The sequence below is a fragment of the Methylobacterium sp. TK26 genome (assembly GCF_055361565.1).
The window spans coordinates 3,145,749-3,163,173 of the sequence record NZ_CM143965.1 but is presented as its reverse complement, the minus strand read 5'-3'; the positions used below and the strand labels follow the sequence as shown (position 1 = coordinate 3,163,173).

General features: G+C 58.5%; 13 protein-coding genes and 1 pseudogene. 5 read left to right on the top strand and 9 right to left on the bottom strand.

Going from position 1 to position 17,425, the window contains the following annotated elements; translation table 11 throughout:
* Positions 1 to 114: 114 nt before the first annotated feature.
* Positions 115 to 555, top strand: a complete 441-nt coding sequence (locus tag ACXJ1Y_RS15415) for an acyltransferase (protein WP_463847063.1) — start codon at positions 115 to 117, stop codon at positions 553 to 555.
* Between the two features lie 116 nt (positions 556 to 671).
* On the opposite strand, the gene ACXJ1Y_RS15410 is transcribed toward ACXJ1Y_RS15415, so the two are convergent.
* The 3 genes from ACXJ1Y_RS15410 to ACXJ1Y_RS15400 all read right to left on the bottom strand — a co-directional run bounded on the left by ACXJ1Y_RS15410 (position 672) and on the right by ACXJ1Y_RS15400 (position 5,231).
* Complete coding sequence (locus ACXJ1Y_RS15410) at positions 672 to 1,817, bottom strand: acyltransferase family protein (protein ID WP_463850133.1); 1,146 nt, start codon at positions 1,815 to 1,817, stop codon at positions 672 to 674.
* Between the two features lie 464 nt (positions 1,818 to 2,281).
* Complete coding sequence (locus ACXJ1Y_RS15405) at positions 2,282 to 3,265, bottom strand: glycosyltransferase (RefSeq protein ID WP_463850132.1); 984 nt, start codon at positions 3,263 to 3,265, stop codon at positions 2,282 to 2,284.
* 763 nt (positions 3,266 to 4,028) lie between these two features.
* Entirely contained in the window at positions 4,029 to 5,231 is a 1,203-nt protein-coding gene (locus tag ACXJ1Y_RS15400) for an acyltransferase family protein (protein ID WP_463847062.1), read from the bottom strand.
* Positions 5,232 to 6,088: 857 nt separating this feature from the next.
* On the opposite strand from ACXJ1Y_RS15400, the gene ACXJ1Y_RS15395 reads away from it, so the two are divergent.
* Positions 6,089 to 7,624 carry an oligosaccharide flippase family protein gene (locus ACXJ1Y_RS15395; protein WP_463847061.1) on the top strand — a complete coding sequence of 512 codons (1,536 nt, stop codon included), beginning with the start codon at positions 6,089 to 6,091 and terminating at the stop codon, positions 7,622 to 7,624.
* A gap of 228 nt (positions 7,625 to 7,852) precedes the next feature.
* Positions 7,853 to 9,799, top strand: coding sequence for a glycoside hydrolase family 16 protein (locus ACXJ1Y_RS15390; RefSeq protein WP_463847060.1), 1,947 nt, complete (start codon positions 7,853 to 7,855; stop codon positions 9,797 to 9,799).
* Positions 9,800 to 9,964: 165 nt separating this feature from the next.
* Here ACXJ1Y_RS15390 and ACXJ1Y_RS15385 read toward each other — a convergent pair whose 3' ends face one another.
* Complete coding sequence (locus ACXJ1Y_RS15385) at positions 9,965 to 11,197, bottom strand: LamG domain-containing protein (RefSeq protein WP_463847059.1); 1,233 nt, start codon at positions 11,195 to 11,197, stop codon at positions 9,965 to 9,967.
* A gap of 462 nt (positions 11,198 to 11,659) precedes the next feature.
* Between ACXJ1Y_RS15385 and ACXJ1Y_RS15380 the strand changes: the two genes are divergently transcribed.
* Positions 11,660 to 12,190: a hypothetical protein gene (locus tag ACXJ1Y_RS15380; RefSeq protein WP_463847058.1), complete on the top strand. Its 531-nt coding sequence runs from the start codon at positions 11,660 to 11,662 to the stop codon at positions 12,188 to 12,190.
* A 320-nt stretch (positions 12,191 to 12,510) separates the two neighbouring features.
* Here ACXJ1Y_RS15380 and ACXJ1Y_RS15375 read toward each other — a convergent pair.
* The 4 genes and pseudogenes from ACXJ1Y_RS15375 to ACXJ1Y_RS15360 form a co-directional block, all read right to left on the bottom strand.
* Positions 12,511 to 12,660, bottom strand: a pseudogene (locus ACXJ1Y_RS15375) (pyrimidine utilization protein B); the annotation flags it as partial.
* Positions 12,660 to 13,760: a pyrimidine utilization protein A gene (rutA, locus tag ACXJ1Y_RS15370; protein ID WP_463850131.1), complete on the bottom strand. Its 1,101-nt coding sequence runs from the start codon at positions 13,758 to 13,760 to the stop codon at positions 12,660 to 12,662. The gene rutA and the pseudogene ACXJ1Y_RS15375, both read right to left, overlap by 1 nt.
* Positions 13,761 to 13,975: 215 nt before the next feature.
* Positions 13,976 to 14,602, bottom strand: a complete 627-nt coding sequence (gene rutR / locus ACXJ1Y_RS15365; RefSeq protein ID WP_463850130.1) for an HTH-type transcriptional regulator RutR — start codon at positions 14,600 to 14,602, stop codon at positions 13,976 to 13,978.
* 80 nt (positions 14,603 to 14,682) lie between these two features.
* Positions 14,683 to 14,997, bottom strand: coding sequence for a hypothetical protein (locus ACXJ1Y_RS15360; RefSeq protein ID WP_463847057.1), 315 nt, complete (start codon positions 14,995 to 14,997; stop codon positions 14,683 to 14,685).
* Between the two features lie 128 nt (positions 14,998 to 15,125).
* Between ACXJ1Y_RS15360 and ACXJ1Y_RS15355 the strand changes: the two genes are divergently transcribed.
* Positions 15,126 to 16,331, top strand: coding sequence for an L-dopachrome tautomerase-related protein (locus ACXJ1Y_RS15355; RefSeq protein ID WP_463847056.1), 1,206 nt, complete (start codon positions 15,126 to 15,128; stop codon positions 16,329 to 16,331).
* A gap of 103 nt (positions 16,332 to 16,434) precedes the next feature.
* Here the strand turns inward: ACXJ1Y_RS15355 and ACXJ1Y_RS15350 are convergent, their stop codons facing one another.
* Positions 16,435 to 17,424, bottom strand: a complete 990-nt coding sequence (locus ACXJ1Y_RS15350; RefSeq protein ID WP_463847055.1) for an inorganic phosphate transporter — start codon at positions 17,422 to 17,424, stop codon at positions 16,435 to 16,437.
* Position 17,425 lies beyond the last annotated feature (1 nt).

Here is a 17,425-nt window from a genome sequence, read left to right as displayed (position 1 = left end):
TTATTGAGGTGGTTTCGTGTCCGCCTGTAGCAGGGTATGCCCAAGGGATACGGAATGAATAGAGTTGCATTTAGGGCTTTGGTGAAACTTCAACAAACAGAAGTTTTATCCTCCATGCGCGCTCACCTCCTGAGAGGCGCCGGCGTAAAAATAGGCAATAATTCAAGTATTGGTAGTGGTGTCAATATTCTTACAAGTCGTCTGGCCGTTGGTGACAATGTTCGGATTGGGGTTGGGAGTAGAATTAATAACTACGCCCAGATCGAAGTCGGCGAATGGGTGCGCATGGGTTCAGAGGTTCATCTAGAAACGGCGACCCATAAGATTATCAAAACCGGTCCTTATCGTAGGACGACCGGCGACGAGATCTACAAACCGATCATCATCGAGCGTGGATGCATGATCTACGCTCGGGTCATGATCTTGCCGGGCGTCGTCATCAGGGAGGGGTGCGTGATCGGTGCCGGATCGATCATCGACAGAAGCACCGAGAAGAACGGCTTGTATGTCGGGATTCGCCCCAGGGAACCCCTCTACACTTATCCAGGTGAATGAGCGGTTCGGCCCGGCGACCTTCGTGACCGGATGCCCCGTCGCCGTTCTATGGGGGCGACGGCGCGCATTCAGTAACCCAGCGGCGCCTTTGTTGGGGCAGACGGGACGACGACCGCTCAGGCGAACTTGTCCCGACGCGCGAGGAGAATGCGGCGTCCGAAGCGCTGCATCGGCAACTCGAAATATCGATAGGTTAGCCAGGACAAAACAATCAACGTCGCGAGAAAGGCGAAGAGCGCTACTGGCCCTGTGACTGCTGTGGGCGGTAGCATGTCCCGCACAACGAGGTTTGCGACGACAAGCTGTAATGGGAAGTGGATCAAGTAGGCGGCATACGAGATGTCGCCAAGAAGCGGCCCCTGCGTCCAGCGGTAATTTAAGACACGCTCCGAAGTGGTCAGGGCGATGACCGTCAGTGGGAACAGAACATATAAGATAAACCGCCCGGAAATTTTTCCAGCGATCATCGTCCACCGTTCCCATCCCATGGCGGCAAAGCCATGCTCAAGAACGTCGCCCTGGATTGCGACCACGACGACAACCCAGATCGCTGCCGTCAAGCCAATGATTCCCCACGTCACCCTCTTCCGATCCGTGCGGGCGACAATCGTTTGCAGGGCGTAGTAGGCTAAGCCACCCGCGAAAAACGCGGCGATGCCCCGCCCGATGACCGGGTTAAGTCCCTGCAGCAAGAGGCCGATACAGACCGCGCCCAGCACCGCTAGAGGCGATCGCGACATCCGGCTCAGAGAGACAACAAAGAAGATCAGGTAGAGCAGAACCTCGACAGAGATGGACCAGCTCGCCGCGTTGAACGATGGGCCTCGCTCGAATCCCCAGCTTTGTATAAATACCACATTTAGCAGGAAATGCGTGGCATCATTGTATGGAATGATGAATGGCGAACCTGCGATGGGGCGATAAAGAGTTTGTAGGGCGGCCACGCATAGTAATGTCACAAAATGGAGAGGGTACAAGCGTGTAATCCGCAGTACCGCAAAAGACCATGCATCGACTTTCCGCTCAAATATCTTCTCTCGATAAAGCCAGAAAAATACAAAACCTGAAATGACGAAGAAGAAATCAACCGCCATCCAGCCGTATAGGTAGACGATCTTGAGGGCGCTGCTAAAGGGGAGCGCCGCCGAGTCCACGGACCAAGAGGATGCCGGTTGGCCGATGGCTGCGAAATGCTGGAAATGGTAGACGACCACAAGAAGTGCCGCGAGACCTCGTATGAAATCTAGGGATCTCAAGCGCACAGGGAACACTCTCCAAAAAGCTGCGTAGGTCAACGCCAAGCCGAAGAAGATCGGCTTTCACATTGACTAGAGCTGCTCATTGGTACTGGATACCACGCTGCTTGTCATCTTTGCAGCGGCTGGAGCGGTAGCTGACGGCAAGCTCCTGAGTGAGAACGGATTTTAATGTCCGACACGCGGCGTCCCTATGCGCGGCCCACTCCCTGCCGGACGGATCCTTTCCCACATTCGCGCCCGCCCCCGCCAAAGAGCCATGTAAGGCTATGAACGGGGTGAGGTCCAAAACAGCGATTTTTGCCATTCGATCTGGCGGTACAGCGGCTCTCGATCCAAATCTTGAGTCTTCAGCTAGAAATCAATCGGAAAACATGTGCATTATCTTCAATTATGAACAATATTCACATTGAATACCATGATGCCTTCAATAATTAAACTCGCAAAGAATGGTGTGGAGACGGGGCGGCTCATCGCGAACCGAAGGCGAGATATTGAAGATCGCGTGCAAATGATCGCCACTTGGTTTTCTTGCTAAATGACGACTTATAAGTCCCGTCAGCCAGGGCGACCACCGCCTTAATAATGGATTTCGGCCGACTTTCTTCCAAATACAGTTCGCGTCTTTTCTCGAGTGTCTGCAGAGAGCTAGCAATAAAACATTTACAGGCATTCCTATCAAACATTGGATATTTGTTGGTCGTCGATGCGTCCAAACGGGTGATAACAGTGAGCATTTGGTTCGCTATCTCGATATAGCGATCGGTTCGACTTCTTAATTCTTTCCCGGTCGAAATTTCGAACATGGAACCCTTGCCGAAAAGATTTGAGGCGTGTTGCCTATATTTTACTAGCTCTTCGTCGATCTCGGCCGTCTGACCCACCATTTGGGCCAGAAAAGTAATCCATCGATCATGAGAAATGAGATGACTTGGCGCGATATAGTCGGTGAAGCGATCTTGAATCGGCAGGAGATCCAAGAGATTGCGGCGGAAAACGATCGAAAATCCCCAGAATCCATGCCAGAGGTCATAGGAGAGCGGAGGCCTGATCGCGTGCTTGGTAATACCCTGACGAAAATACCCGGTTTTCTTCGACTGATGATCGATAGTTTCCGCCGGATGAACAATCATCGCAACACTGGTATCAAAAAAATACTTGGAGCACCGTTCCAGCTTGTCATGCCGCCAAATATCGTCCTGATCGCAGAATGCAATGAATTCGCTTCTAGCCTCCAAGGCCGTTTGCAGAAAGTTCTCTCGAAAATTGAGCTGACTTTCGCGTCGAATGATCCGAATGTTCAGTGAATTCTCATTCTTAAATCGCTCTAAAATAGCGATTGTGTCGTCTGTCGAACAGTCATCCGAGATCAAGATCTCATCGGGCAATCGGCTCTGCGAACTCAAGCTATGAAGTTGATCCGATAGATATTTTGATCCGTTATATGTTGCCATAACAACAGAGATAGTTGCATTATTCATTCGAAGCTAGTCTCAATTGCGTCGCTGTCGTTATGAAATATTGTGATGTGTTAGTGGAAATGTCGGCGGATCACAGGGTCGAGTTCAAGTATTACTGATGTCCGACCTGTCTCTTGCTTGCGGAGATCTATGCATATGTTCCCAATCGAACGCTGCTAGTAAAGAGCTGTAGCACATAGCACATACGTTAAGGCACAAAACTAAAAGCGGAAAGACCCTCGCGTCATCACGTTCCATTCAGAAGATGGAACTAAACGCAAAATGACGTATCTGATATGCCACGGTGCGGTCATAGCTATAGCAGCGCCAGCGGGTCGCTTGAGTGAATTTTCTTGAACCATGGCAAGCTGATAGTCCACCTTCGCCGGATGGCGGCTCAGAGACGTGCGGTTCTGCTCGTTGCGCCCTGAGAGATGGGCATGTGGCGATGGCATGCCACGATCCCCCCGCCACCTCTCCTGTAGCCTACCGTCGCCTGATGGGCCAGGGCGCGGCGGTCAACGTCGATGAAGCGGGATGCCCGCACGGTCGGGAGATCTTGGGAAAGCCGTCTTACCCCTCCGAGCGGTCGCGTTGCCCACGATCATCGCGCCCCTTGGTCTTGGCGGGGTGGGGCGGCAAGGCTGCGTCTGGTGATGGCGGAGCACACTGGTGTGCGGTCCGCGCGTTCGCTCCCGCTCATTCTCATCTCGACAGCTTGCTGCAGCCCGCTGGTATGACCGCTCGACGGCAGGCTTCAGCGTACGCTCACGAGATGAGCAACCCGCATACGGATCCGATCAACGCCCGGAAAAACGTAATTTCTGATAGCGCCTCTCAGCGTCGGCTCCAGCGAACGCGAGATCACGAAACTCACGATGGTGACCGCAACGACTGCGATGCAGAAAGCGGGATAGATGGGGATCCCCGCTTTGATGATTAGGCCGAGCAGGTAGGCTCCCAGACTGTTGTGGATAAGATAAAGCGGAAACGTCATCAGGCCTGCCCAGCGCGCGATCGTGCGAACCCTTGCTCCTCCGGGCGACAAAATTCCGGACCAGGCGGAAAACGCGATACCGATGACCGCGAGAGTCCAAATGATCATCGGCACAAAGGCTGTCGCGTATCCCTGCTGGACAAACTCGTCGTCGCTCGACGCGAGATAGATGTTGATGAGACATGCCGCGGTGCTTCCCGCAAGCAGGACTGCCCGTTTGAGTGATATCCCGCTTTGCGCGACAATGTAAATGAAGATCCCGGAGCAAAAATAGGGTCCGGTCGAAACGAGAATGATTCTCGAAAAGTACGACACGCCGAAGCGATAGATATGGTCCAGAGCTGATATATCCGATAGATACGAAAACAGAGTGATCAATGAGACGGCGAGTGTCGTTATCGACCAGTACGTCACAATAATTTCAATCTTTTTATACATTTCAAAGTATATAATAAGCGCAATTGCCATATAGAATGCAACCTCGACAACCAAGGTCCAAAAAACGCCATCGATCCATTCGCCCTTGGGGAATATTACAAGCTGCTTTAAGCTGAAAATCAAAATAGTTTCCCAGCTTTTTTCGGAATACAGAAGGGCTACCGCCATCGCTATGACTGTGCCAATCACGATGACAGGATAAAGGCGTAAAACCCGACTCTGTATGAAGTTTTTGATATCCCTTCCTTCAGCCGATAGCGCTATCACGAATCCAGAGATCACGAAAAAAATGTCCACTCCAATCCAGCCTGTTGAAAAATAAGGCATCAACGGTTGGTAATCGGCAAGGTTTGTCCCGATCGCGGCTTTGGTGCCGATCTGCCAGGACCCTGAAACATAGTTAGCTGTTGAGTAGTGATAGAGCATGACCATAATAGCTGCGGCAAACCGTAAAAAGTCCAAGTAGACATAGTGCTGACTTGTTTGTTTTTTTGCGTTTTGATTGGTCTGTGCGGAGATAATCATAAGGTGAATATCTGCCCTTCGATTTGAACCACTCAACTAAACTGTTGGAGTATAGTGCGGAATTATCGCAATGTATTGACCATTAGGTATATAATTCCTCAGACGTCCGTAAGTCGTGTGGGTCGCAATGTCATCGAATTCCTAGGAAATCGCGCCAGCGGAAACTACATAAGAGGCGTAAATCCTGATTATCCTTATCTGTCAATCTGATTAAGTACTTCAGCGCGTAAACGGTGCTGCCATGTTTCTGAGGCCACGGTGTTCAAGACAACGTGGCCCATGTTAGGTGTTGATCAGGATGTGCGCATAGGCACCTTCAGAGGCCTGTTGCCGATGCGGCAACCGGTCTCATCGTTCACGTTATCGAGCGCGCTCCCATTTGGCTTTGACTTAATGATCCCTAATGGGCCTTCCATTGCCGCTAAATGCCGCCATGAATGTGAGGCTCGTGGGCGCCGTTCATGTCGCGCACTATGAACGACTTTGATTGAACTCAACGGTTGGTTCGGTCGTTCGGTTCAGGTTCAGTGAGGGCTACCTACTTGGAGTGGACGTGGTTACGGCAGCAGATGGCGGCGGAAGGTCCTTGATGCGCTCGAAGGTCATCCGTTTAGCTTACCCCCAAATCCGGCCGGGTCTTAAATAGATCACGATTGATTGTTCGATGAAATTTTGCAAATATGGCGTTGACTAAGAATTGAATCGCCGTCCAAATCATTTCCTCTCGTCAGACTACGATAATTTGCTTCTTCCTTTTGGGGCATAAATAAGTAAAGGATTGCATATGAGCGTTTCCTGTTATGCATAGTAAAGATGGGAAGGCTCAAAGTGCACCCAACGAGAGCTCCGATAAGGATTTGCGAAATAAATCCGGCGACAACGGCGCGTTCCTTAACGATGAGTCGACTGACGGAATCCTCATTGGGATAGAGGCCGAGGCGGTTTCGGCTGATCCGAAGACAAAGAATGAGAGCCGGCGACTCGCGGTCAACGTCCTCGCTGGTGGCGGGGCGAATCTCGTCAAAATTGCGCTTCAACTGGTGATGCTGCCGTTGATGGCCCATCTGCTAGGGCCGGCGGAATTCGGAATCTACGCTCTGGCCCTGCCGACCGTGGCCTTTTTCATGACGCTGGCGGATGGCGGCTTGGGCGCCTCGCTCGCGCGTGAGCCGCTCGAATCACGGGACGTGTGGTCCACGGCGTTCTGGTTGGTGCTGATTCTCGGTGTCCTGCTCGGGGTGCTCATCGCGGGATGGGGGATGGTTCTGGCTTCCCTCTCGAACGAACCCCGCGTGGCGAATGTGATGTCGCTGCTCGCATTCAGCTTCATTCTGGTGACGTCAGCTGTACTGCCCTACGCGCGGCTGACTCGGGAGCGTCGCCTCGTTGCGATCTCCAGCGCGGACCTCGCGGGCAATCTCACCGGGGCTGCGGTCGCTGTCACACTCGCGGTTTCTGGAGCGGGTGCACTCAGTCTGGCAGCTCAGTACGTGACGTTGTACTTGGTGCGCTCCATTGTTCTGAACGCGATCGCGTTCGTTCCACCGGACTTCACGTTCCGTCTCACCGTCCTGAAGTCGCACATTTCAACGGGCAGTTCGCTCGTGTGCAGCCGGCTGGCAGATTTCGCGGGGCGCTTCGCCGAGAATCTTGCCTTTGGCCGCATGTTTGGGCCGGCGGCATTGGGAACTTACACCTTCGCTAATCAGGTTCCGCGCTTCGTGTGCGAATCCGCTTCGAACCCCCTCTGGGGCGCGCTCTACGCCCATGCCCTCCGTGAGGACGACGCCAGCATCAGGCAGCTTCACGCAAAGCTCGTCCACATCCTCGCTCTCGTTGTAGCTCCCGTCGCCTTCTTTGCCTCGGCGACAGTGCCGGGCCTGATTCACATGTTTCTCGGCCCTGCTTGGCAGGATGCGGCAACGCTGCTGAGTGTGCTGATACCGTTCTACGCTCTGAACGTCATCGCGTCGCTCTGCGGTTCCGTGCTCCTCGCCCGGGGGCATGGCTGGACGATCTTCTGGCTCACCGTCCTCCTTGTGGTGGCCAGGATCGCGTCGGTTGCCCTCGGCTATTGGTTCGGCCCTTTGGGCGTGGTATGGGGAGTAAGCCTTGCGCAGGTCCTTTTTTCCTGCCTGGCTTTCCTCGCCCTGAAGCGCATCGGCATCCTGTCGCTGAGGTCCCTCATGCGGGGGATCCTGGCGCCGGTCGCGGTTGGCATGGTGGCGGGGTTCATCTGCCACCTCGTCGTCAGGAACGCCTTCGCGGATGCCATACACATCGGCCTGGCGCTCCTCGCGGGAAGCGCCTTCTATGTCATCGCCCTGTTCATCCTGATCGGAAACCGTTTGCGCGAAGATTTCGCGGGGATCCGGCAGCTGATCGGGCGGTGACGGGCGCGGGTCGAGGACGAACTCTCCCCACCGCATCGCCGCGATCTCCGGTCCGGCGAGGCTGTATGAAGCGCTGACGAGTATCGTTCCATACAGAAAGATGACGTCTTCATCTTCCGGCAACCATCGAAGCATTGCTTATCTATTTGCGATTTCATGTCTTCATTCTTTTAGTGGATTCGTAAGGGGGGGCGAGCAAGAATTGAATAAAGTAATTTGGGGGTCTAGATGCCGGACCTTGGTAAATACAAACTGACTTTCAGTGATGGATTCGATGCCCGTAGCATCTCTCAGAATGGAATCGGGACAACATGGGCCGATATCCGCTCCCAATGGCGGTATGATGCCAATTCCGACATCGGTTTCGGGCACTCCTCATTTGTCGATCCGGCGTCTGGCTATGATCCGTTCAAGGTAGCGGATGGGGTTCTCTCGATCACCGCAGTCCCGGACAAGACGGCATCCGGCTATGTCGGAAGTTGGGAGTCTGGTCTGATCTCGAGCAAGAATAGTTTTTCCCAGACTTACGGGTATTTCGAGATCCGTGCGGATTTCTCAACCGCTAAGGGCGCCTGGAATGCGTTCTGGCTACTGCCCGTCAACGCTGCCCTCAATCTAAACAACCTGCCAGGTTGGCAGGAACTTGATGTTGTCGAACAGTATGGTTCCAATACAAAAGGTATATACAGCACGATCCACACTACGGATCAGACCCCGACCATACCTTGGCAGATCAACAGGCAGGTTTACAGCGAAGTCAAAAACCCTGGCGGCTATCATACCTACGGCATGGATTGGCAGACTGATAAGATCAGCTTCTATGTCGATGGAAACTTTGTAGGTTCTCAGGCAACGCCGAGCGACATGCATGGACCCATGTATCTCGTCGCCAACTTGGCGACCCAGGGATCTGGCAATAATAATGCCGATGCGTTGGGTGTGCCGATAACATCAAAGATCGATTACATTCGCGCATATGCGAAGATTCCGGACGCAGTTCAAACCACACCCAGCACCAGCAATTCGGGTAGCACGCCGACAACGGCGACGCAGCCGACAATCCCGGATGGAACGAAGGTCGTGCCTGCCGTCGAGGCGCCGAAGACTGTGACCCTTTACAACGCCAAAGCTGTTCTGGCGTCCGTTCAAGTCACGTCGGCGGATGGAACGGTCAACACGTCCACCTACACCGAAGTTGGCGGGAAGGCGGTGCTGGCCACGCAGGCGATCAAGTACGCGCCGGGCGGTGCGGAAGCCTCCAACACCAAGGTCTATGCCACAGCCAGCGGCCAACCCGTCCTGACGAGCGAGACACGGGTCCACGCTGACAAGTCAAAGGACGTGTACCTCACCAACATTACCGGCAAGAGCTACGCCGCCGAGCGGGACAGCTACAACGCCGCAGGCACCCTCACCGGTCTGAGCCGCACCCATGCCGACGGAACGTTAGACTACAGCTACACCGTCGCCTTGAACAGCACCGTGACGGCTGACCAATACGATGCGGCTGGCCTGCTCAAGTCGCACGCGGTGATCGCCAGCAACGGCACGTCGGACACCTCCACCTACGCCTTAGTCAGCGGGAAGGCGGTGCTGGCCACGCAGGCGATCAAGTACGCGCCGGGCGGCGTGGAAGCCTCCAACACCAAGGTCTATGCCACGGCCAGCGGCCAGCCCGTCCTGACGAGCGAGACGCAGGTCCACGCCGACAAGTCGAAGGACGTGTACCTCACCAACATCACCGGCAAGAGCTACGTCGCCGAGCGGGATAGCTACAACGCCGCAGGGAAACTGATGTCGGTCGATCAGACGAGCACGGACGGAAGTCACGTCCAAACCGCTTATCAAACCGGAGCGGTCCTGGTTTCGACCGCGATTGTAACAGATTCCTTCAAGGGCAGCGGCGGGGATACGTTCGTATTCTCAGCCAACTTCGGCAAGGACAGCATCACCAACTTCATCGCTGGCGCCGGACCCAATCACGATACGATCCTGATTGACCGCATCGACTTGCACAGTTTTGCTGAGCTGAAGGCGTCTCATATGAGCGCGCTGGGAAATGACACGCTCATCACCGTAAGTCCTTCCGACAGCATCCTGCTCAAGAACGTCAATATTGGATCGCTATCGATGGAGAATTTTCGGTTCGACGATCACGGGCTGTTCCACATCTGATGTTTCGGTCCCCATTGTCTGTCCGATTGGACTGGCCACAGGACCGCAATGAGAGAGTGGCGCCGAACAGCCCCATGCCTGCGATGAGAGGGCGAGCGAGCATCATAGATGGCCCGCTGCGCCGGCGCCTGGATGCCTGGGGGGCCTTTCTGCTGACGTGGATCGTCAGTCGGCTGAAAATATTCGGATATAGTCTATCCACATATCGACATACCCGGCTGGCGGAACCACGATTGGCCAGTCACCGGCCGAAAGGGCATTGTCAAACATCCAGTAAAATGGATCTTTTATTTCTGGGACTGGGATCGGTATCTTGTAGGTTACTTTGTCGTCTATGTAGCATGTCATATCGGTGTCATCGACTGAGCATGCGTACACGTGCCAATCGGATGTGGCGTCGAATTCTCGGGTAAACTTCGGGCCACTGACTTTGCCCATCTTTCCGGGGCTGGTCCATTCGATGGCACCGTTGCTGATAGAATACTTACCCGGGTCCGCTGTTTGACAATATCCTTCTAGGGGATCGAGTTCGTTGAGAGGAAAAGATTTATCTGGTCCGCGCCCGTCTTTGTGAAGTGGCAAACCCCACATGCTGGGCCACATGCCTTTGCCGAGGGGCAGGATGGCCTTCATCTCGACATAGCCTTTACGGAACGTCGCGATGGGCGGCCGCTGGTCGGCATAGGCCGTACAGAGAAGACCTGAACGCCACTTCCGATTCCACCGTTCGGGATCTCTGTAGTTCTCATCATGGACCGCCCGAATGCGGAGACACGAGGGCATCGGCAGCTGGAATACGTCGCTGAGGTTTTCTTTGTTCGTCATGAAGTGGGAGCCGGATCCCCACTGGCTTCCGTCTGGACGAACACCAAACGCCCAGCGTCTTTCTTCGGGAAGGGCATCGAAGTCGTCAACGAGGATTGGCTTCATACCTGCCGCAGCGGCAGGAACTCCCAATGCAGCGCGCCTAACCAGAGGATTGTCGATAAGCAACGTGAAATCGAGATTGATAACCTTCTCGCCCCAATCGTCGTACCACGCCATAATGCGACAATTGAGCGGCCCGGTCCGAACCGTGCTGAGATCCATTGTGCATGTCCAGCTACCGTTGCTTTGCTGAACGACCTTGCCCCAGGGCCGGACGCCGGGAACCGAAATCATGATGTTCTTGAAGGTTCCGGTAGCTTCGCCGGCAAAGTCGAAGGTCTTACTGGCTGCGACGGGTTGGTCCGGATAGGTCACGCAGCCCTGAGAATCGACGGTCGCTACGCCCGTGCGGACGGGGGACAGGAGCGATATGCTGCGCGCAGTTGCGGCATCCGCTGGACGTGTCAGACAGGCAGTTTGTCCGAGTGCGCTGGCGCCAACGCCAATCAGTGAACGTCTGTCAATTTTCAAGGGATACGTCCTCGATCTGTTATTCCACCACCGAGCGGCATCCGTGTTTTCTCGAGCGAAAGGAGCATCCGCTCGGAAGATTGGCTCTTCGCAAAATGACGCCACTTTTAATGTAGTGCGGGGCTGGTCCTCCATCCATGGGGAGCGCGGCCTGTGCGACCGAGCGAGGCGTACAAGGCTGGCTCAGGGGAAGACGGCGCCGATCCGACGGGTTGGTGTTGCCCCGGCTCATTCGAGGCGAACAGCGCGACGGCCAGAACGTGGAGCCAGCTATGAAGCGGTTCGCCTCTTTAAATATCAATTCTCATCATTGCCGCACGTATTTTCATCTAAGTGCTATATGGATGTTGACAGAATATTGCACGTCACATTCCTGCCTCAAATAATTTTTAGGGAATTTTAACTATAAACCATTGATTGGATAATGGCAGGAGCATAATGGCAGCCTTACGAAAACTGTTGATGTATAGCTCTGCCCTCACTTCGATCATCATTTTTGGGGGGTGGATCCTTTTTAACAGAACATTCGATATCCTGCTTTTTGGCTTGACATTCTTGTTTCTGGCTAACGCATTTTATTTGTATTTCTCGAAGCCTACGGTCCAAACGAGTGATATCCTAGAGCATGCATCGTCGAAGCTGACCTTGGCATCTTTGGAGCTAAGATATTTGTCGCAGGAAGCACAGCTACGCGAAGCTGAGGCCGAGAACATTCGATTGGCCAATGCGGAGAAAGAGAAATATAAACTGCAAGTTGCAAAAGATATGCTTGAGCATTTGCAACTGAGCCTGTCGTCTCGTCGAAGTTCGGCCGCCGATCTTCATCAGACTATTCGTCGCCCACGCATCGGCAACGAAGCGCTTGCGCAGCTGATCGGAAATTCGAAGACGTCCAAGGCAGAGGAATCCAAGGCAGCGAGTCTTCAGGTGCCGAACGGCTTACCGCCTGCCATACCGTCCGGTTTGCCGGCAGCCGGGATTTCCCTGAACTAAGGCAGTTTCAGGCCCCTGCGCGGAGGCAGCGGCTGGTCCGGCGACGTCCTGAAATGGGCGACGTGACGGAACTGCGTTGCGGACCCCATGCGGAGGCCCGTCGGAGAGCGTGATCGGCCCGGGCGAAAACACCAGCAGGAGCCGTCGTTGACGCGCCACCCGGCCGCCTTCTGCGGCGCGCTGATTATGCGATAGCTACAACGTCCGTCTTCCAGGCTCAGAAGCCATACCAATTGGGGGCGGGTCAATCCTCTCTCAGGGCGGGCGAGGAATTCGAGGAGTGTGCGGTTCACGAGGTCCGCTTGGGTGACGCTGTGGGCGTGGCCGCCCTTCGTCGCGTAGGCGTTCTGCATGTCGATCACGATCAGCGCCGTGGTGGCGGGATCGAAGGCGATGGGCTCGGGCCGCGCCGGCAGCGTCACCGCCCCGAAGCGCCCCGCTGGATCCCGGTAGCCCGCGGGCGCGTCCATCAGGCGACCTCCGCCAGGGGCGCGGCCTCGGCGGTGATGTGCCGCCGCGTCTCCATCAGGGGCTGGATGCAGGTGCCGAAATCGTCGAGCCCTTTCAGGAAGTCGTCGAAGACGAGGAGCACGCCGCCCGTGCCCGGCACGGTCATCACTTCATCGAGCAGGCGCGCGACCGTCGCGAACGAGCCGACGAGCGTGCCCATGTTGATGTTCACGGCCGAGGTCGGGTCGACCATCTGGCGGACATTGGTGTCGCTGCCGGACTTGGTGTCGGCCGCGCCCTGGACGCCGAGCCACGCGATGGCCTCCTCGTCCGCGCCCGCCTTGTAATGCTTCCACTTGGCCTGCGCCGCCGCGTCGGTCTCGTCGGCGATCACCATGAACAGGACATAGGAGGACACGTCCCGGCCGGTCCTGGCCTTGGCCTCCTCCAGCCGGGCGACGGTCGGCGCGAAGGCGGTCGGCGTGTTCACGCCCTTCCCGAAGCAGAAATTGTAGTCCGCGTAGGTGGCGGTGAACGCCATCCCCGCCGCGCTCTGGCCGGCGCAGATGATCTTCATGGGCGCCTGCGGCCGGGGGCTCAGGCGGCAATCGTCCATCTGGAAGAACTCGCCCTTCAGGTCGCTCTGCCCGGTGCCCCACAGGTCGCGCAGCACCTGCGCGTACTCGGAGAGGTAATCGTAGCGGCGGGCGAAATACTCGTCCCCCGGCCACAGGCCCATCTGCGAATATTCCGGCCGCTGCCAGCCGGTGACGAGGTTGATGCCGAACCGCCCATGCGAGATCGAGTCGATGGTGGCGGCCATCCGCGCGGTGATGGCGGGGGGCAAGCACAGGGTCGGCGCGGTGGCGTAGAGCTTGATCCGGCTCGTGACGGCGGCGAGGCCCGCCATCAGGGTGAAGGATTCGAGGTTGTGGTCCCAGAACTCGGTCTTGCCGCCGAAGCCGCGCAGCTTGATCATCGAGGGCGCGAAATCGAGCCCGTAGCCCTCGGCCTTCAGGGTGATCGCCTTGTTGAGATCGAAGCTCGGTTTGTATTGCGGCGCGTTCTCGGACAGGAGCCAGCCGTTATTCCCGATCGGGATGAAGACGCCGACATTCATGGGATTGGCCATCGCAATCTCCCTCACCTGTCGCAATCAGGACGGGCCGGACTGGAATACTGGCCGGTGCGAAAGGAGGATGAGATGGTCGGACCAAACGGTCAAACTTCAACCGGCGAATTTTGACCGTTTGCACAAACTCTCCGCCGGTTGACCACGGGCAAGGCGGCGTCTGCGCAAGGCGCGGGCGCGAAGACGCGTCGGGGAGGGGCGAATCAGGTGAGGCCGAGCCGGCCGAGGATCAGCGCCTGCGTGCTCGCCACCGTGGCCTCGAAGAAATCCGGGTCATCGAGGGTATGGCCGGTGATCGCCTCGATCTGCGTGGCGAAGTCGGCGTAGTGCTGGGTGATCGCCCAGATCGAGAAGATCAGGTGGTGGGGGTCGTGCGGGGCGATCCGCCCGGCCTCGGTCCAGGCGCGCAGGACCGCCGCCTTGTCGTCCAGGAGGGCACGCAGCGGCCCTTCGAGTTCCGCCCGCAGCAGGCGCGCGCCCTGCACGATCTCCAGGCAGAACAGGCGCGAGGCCTGCGGCGCATCGCGGGAGAGCATGACCTTGCGGCGGATGTAGTCGCGCAGCGCCTGGGCGGGCTCGCTGTCGGCCTGCAGCGAGACCAGCGGATCGAGCCACACGTCGAGCACGCGCCGCAGCACGGCGATGTACAGCTCCTCCTTCGAGGGGAAGTAATAGAGCAGGTTGGTCTTCGAGAGGCCGGCGCGCTCGGCGATCTGGTCGAGGCTGGCGCCGTGCAGGCCCGTGGTGGAGAAGATGTCGAGGGCCGCGTCCAGCACGGATTCGCGGCGCGCCTCGCCATCCCGCCGCCGCCGTCGCGCCGGCACCGGCATGCTGCGTCCCGTCACACCCGCACTCCTCTGCCCCGCGCCGCGCCCATCCTATCGCGGAGCGGCGGGCGGCTGGGAAGCGCTCAATAGCGGACGTTGGCGAACCCGCTGCCGCCGCTGCGGGTCACGACGGCGCCGATCACTTCCTTGGTCGAGGGGCTGATGCCGCCATCGGCGCGCAGGCGGCGCCCATCCGCCCGGTCGAGGCGGGCGACCTCGTCCGAGCAGCGGTCGAGGGCGTAGCGCACGCGGGTCGAGGCGGCGACGCCGCGCGGCACGCTGGCGCCGTTCATCTCGAACCGCAGACAGGAGGCGAGATAGCCCTTCAGGTCATCGAAGGCGGCGGCGTGCGCCCCCGAGGTGAGGGCGACGAAGACGAGGGCAGCGCGGATCAGCATCGGGATCCCCTTCGGGCGTGTGATGCGGGTAACGCGCGAGGCCCGCTTTGGTCGCGGCCGCCGCGTCGCAGGCGGGAGCCGTCCCGCCCAAGCGGCGTTGGCCTGCATATCCAGAAGGAGCGTAGCGCATGAATCGTCCCGTGACGGCCCGGATCGGGCTGGCCCTGTCGTTGATGTCCGGTGTCGGGATCCTCGCGAGCCCCGCCCTGGCCCAGGGCCCGGCCGCCGGCCAGGGCCAGCTCACGCAGGTGGCGAGCTTCGCGCATCAAGTCACCGGCATCACCGTGAGCCGGGACGGGCGCATGTTCGTCAACTTCCCCCGCTGGAGCGAGGACGCCCCCGTCTCCGTCGCGGAGTTGAAGGACGGCAAGCCGGTCGCCTACCCGGACGAGGAGTGGAACGGCTGGCGCAACGCCAAGAAGGACGAGGTCGATCCGAAGACGCATTTCGTCTGCGTGCAGAGCGTCGTCGCCGACGGGCAGGACCGGCTCTGGGTGGTCGATGCCGCCGCCCCCGCGATGGCGCATGTGGTGAAGGACGGCCCGAAGCTCGTCGGCATCGACCTGAAGACCAACAAGGTCGTGAAGACCATTCCCTTCGACACCGGCACGGTGATGCAGGCGTCCTACATCAACGACGTGCGGATCTCCCCGGACGGCAAGACCGCCTACCTCACCGATTCCGGCGCGGAGGGCGCGCTGATCGTGGTCGATCTCGACAGCGGCACGGCCAAGCGGCTGCTGTCGGGGCACCCCTCGACCATGCCCGATAAGAGCGTCACCGTGCAGTACGACGGCAAGCCGCTCCGCCGCCCCGACGGGCGTGGCGTGGAATTCTCGGCGGACGGCATCGCGCTCTCGCCGGACGGCAAGACGCTCTACTGGCAGGCGATCAAGGGCAAGACGCTCTACAGCCTGCCGACCGATGCGCTGACCGGCTGGGCCACCGCCTCCTTCGTGCCGGAGATGCTGAGCGACAAGACCCTGACGGGCAAGATCGCCACCGTGGGCGAAAACGGCGTGGCCGACGGCCTGCTGATCGCGCGCAAGGACGGGCGGATGTACGTGACCTCGCCGCAGGACAACGCGGTGAAGGTGCGCGACCTGTCCAAGGCGAACGCGCCCCTCACGACCCTCGTCCAGGACGAGCGTCTGCGCTGGCCGGACACGTTCTCCGAGGGGCCGGACGGCACGATCTACTTCACCACGTCGCACATCCAGGATTCGGCGGATTACAAGCCCGGCGCGCCGATCAGCCTGCCGACCGAGTTGTGGTCGATCAAGCCCGGCTCGGCGGAGGCCACCGGCTCCACGGGCTCCGGCACCGCCCGCTGATCGAGGGGCGGCGCGGCTTTACGAGAGCCGCGTCGCCCCAGCGTGCAAGCGGTCTCGCCGGGCTTCCGGTGCGTGGCGATGTAATCCTCCGCAAGTGGGGGGATCAGGCGAGGACGAAGCCGGAGAGCCAGTAGACGAGCGCCGCCACCAGGGCCGCCGCCGGCATGGTGACGACCCAGGCGACGACGATGCCCTGCGCCACGTTCCAGCGCACGGCCGAGACGCGGCGGGCGGCACCCACCCCGACGATGGCCCCCGTGATCGTATGGGTGGTCGAAACCGGGATCCCGAACGCCGTCGCAGCGAAGAGGGTGAGCGCGCCCCCGGTCTCGGCGCAGAAGCCCTGCACGGGCGTCAACCGCGTGATCTTCGAGCCCATCGTGTGCACGATGCGCCAGCCGCCGAGCAGGGTGCCGAGGGCCATGGCGGATTGGCAGGAGAGCACGACCCAGAGGGGGACGTGGAACGCGCCGCTGCCCCCGCCATGGGCGTAGAGGAGCACGGCGATGATCCCCATGGTCTTCTGCGCATCGTTGCCGCCATGGCCGAGGGAGTAGAGCGAGGCCGAGACGAACTGGAGCTTGCGGAACGTCCCATCGACGGACGAGGGCGTGGCGCGGACGAAGGTCCACGACACGGCGAGCACGAGGACCAGGGCCAGCAGGAAGCCGAGGGCCGGCGAGAGCACGATGGCCGCGCTCGTTGTGAGGACGCCCGACCAGACGATGGAGCCGAGACCGGCCTTGGCGATGCCGGCGCCGAGCAGCCCGCCGATGAGGGCGTGCGAGCTGGAGGACGGGATGCCGAGATACCACGTCAGCAGGTTCCACGTGATGGCGCCGCCGAGCGCCCCGAGGATCACCCGGTCGTCCACCACCGCGACATCGACGATGCCGGAGCCCACCGTGCCGGCGACGTGCAGGCCGAACACCAGAAAGGCGATGAAGTTGAAGAACGCCGCCCAGAACACGGCGTAGCGGGGGGCGAGCACCCGCGTCGAGACGATGGTCGCGATCGAGTTGGCCGCATCGTGCAGGCCGTTGAGGAAGTCGAAGAACAGGGCGACGGCGACGAGGAAGATCAAAAGCGTCACG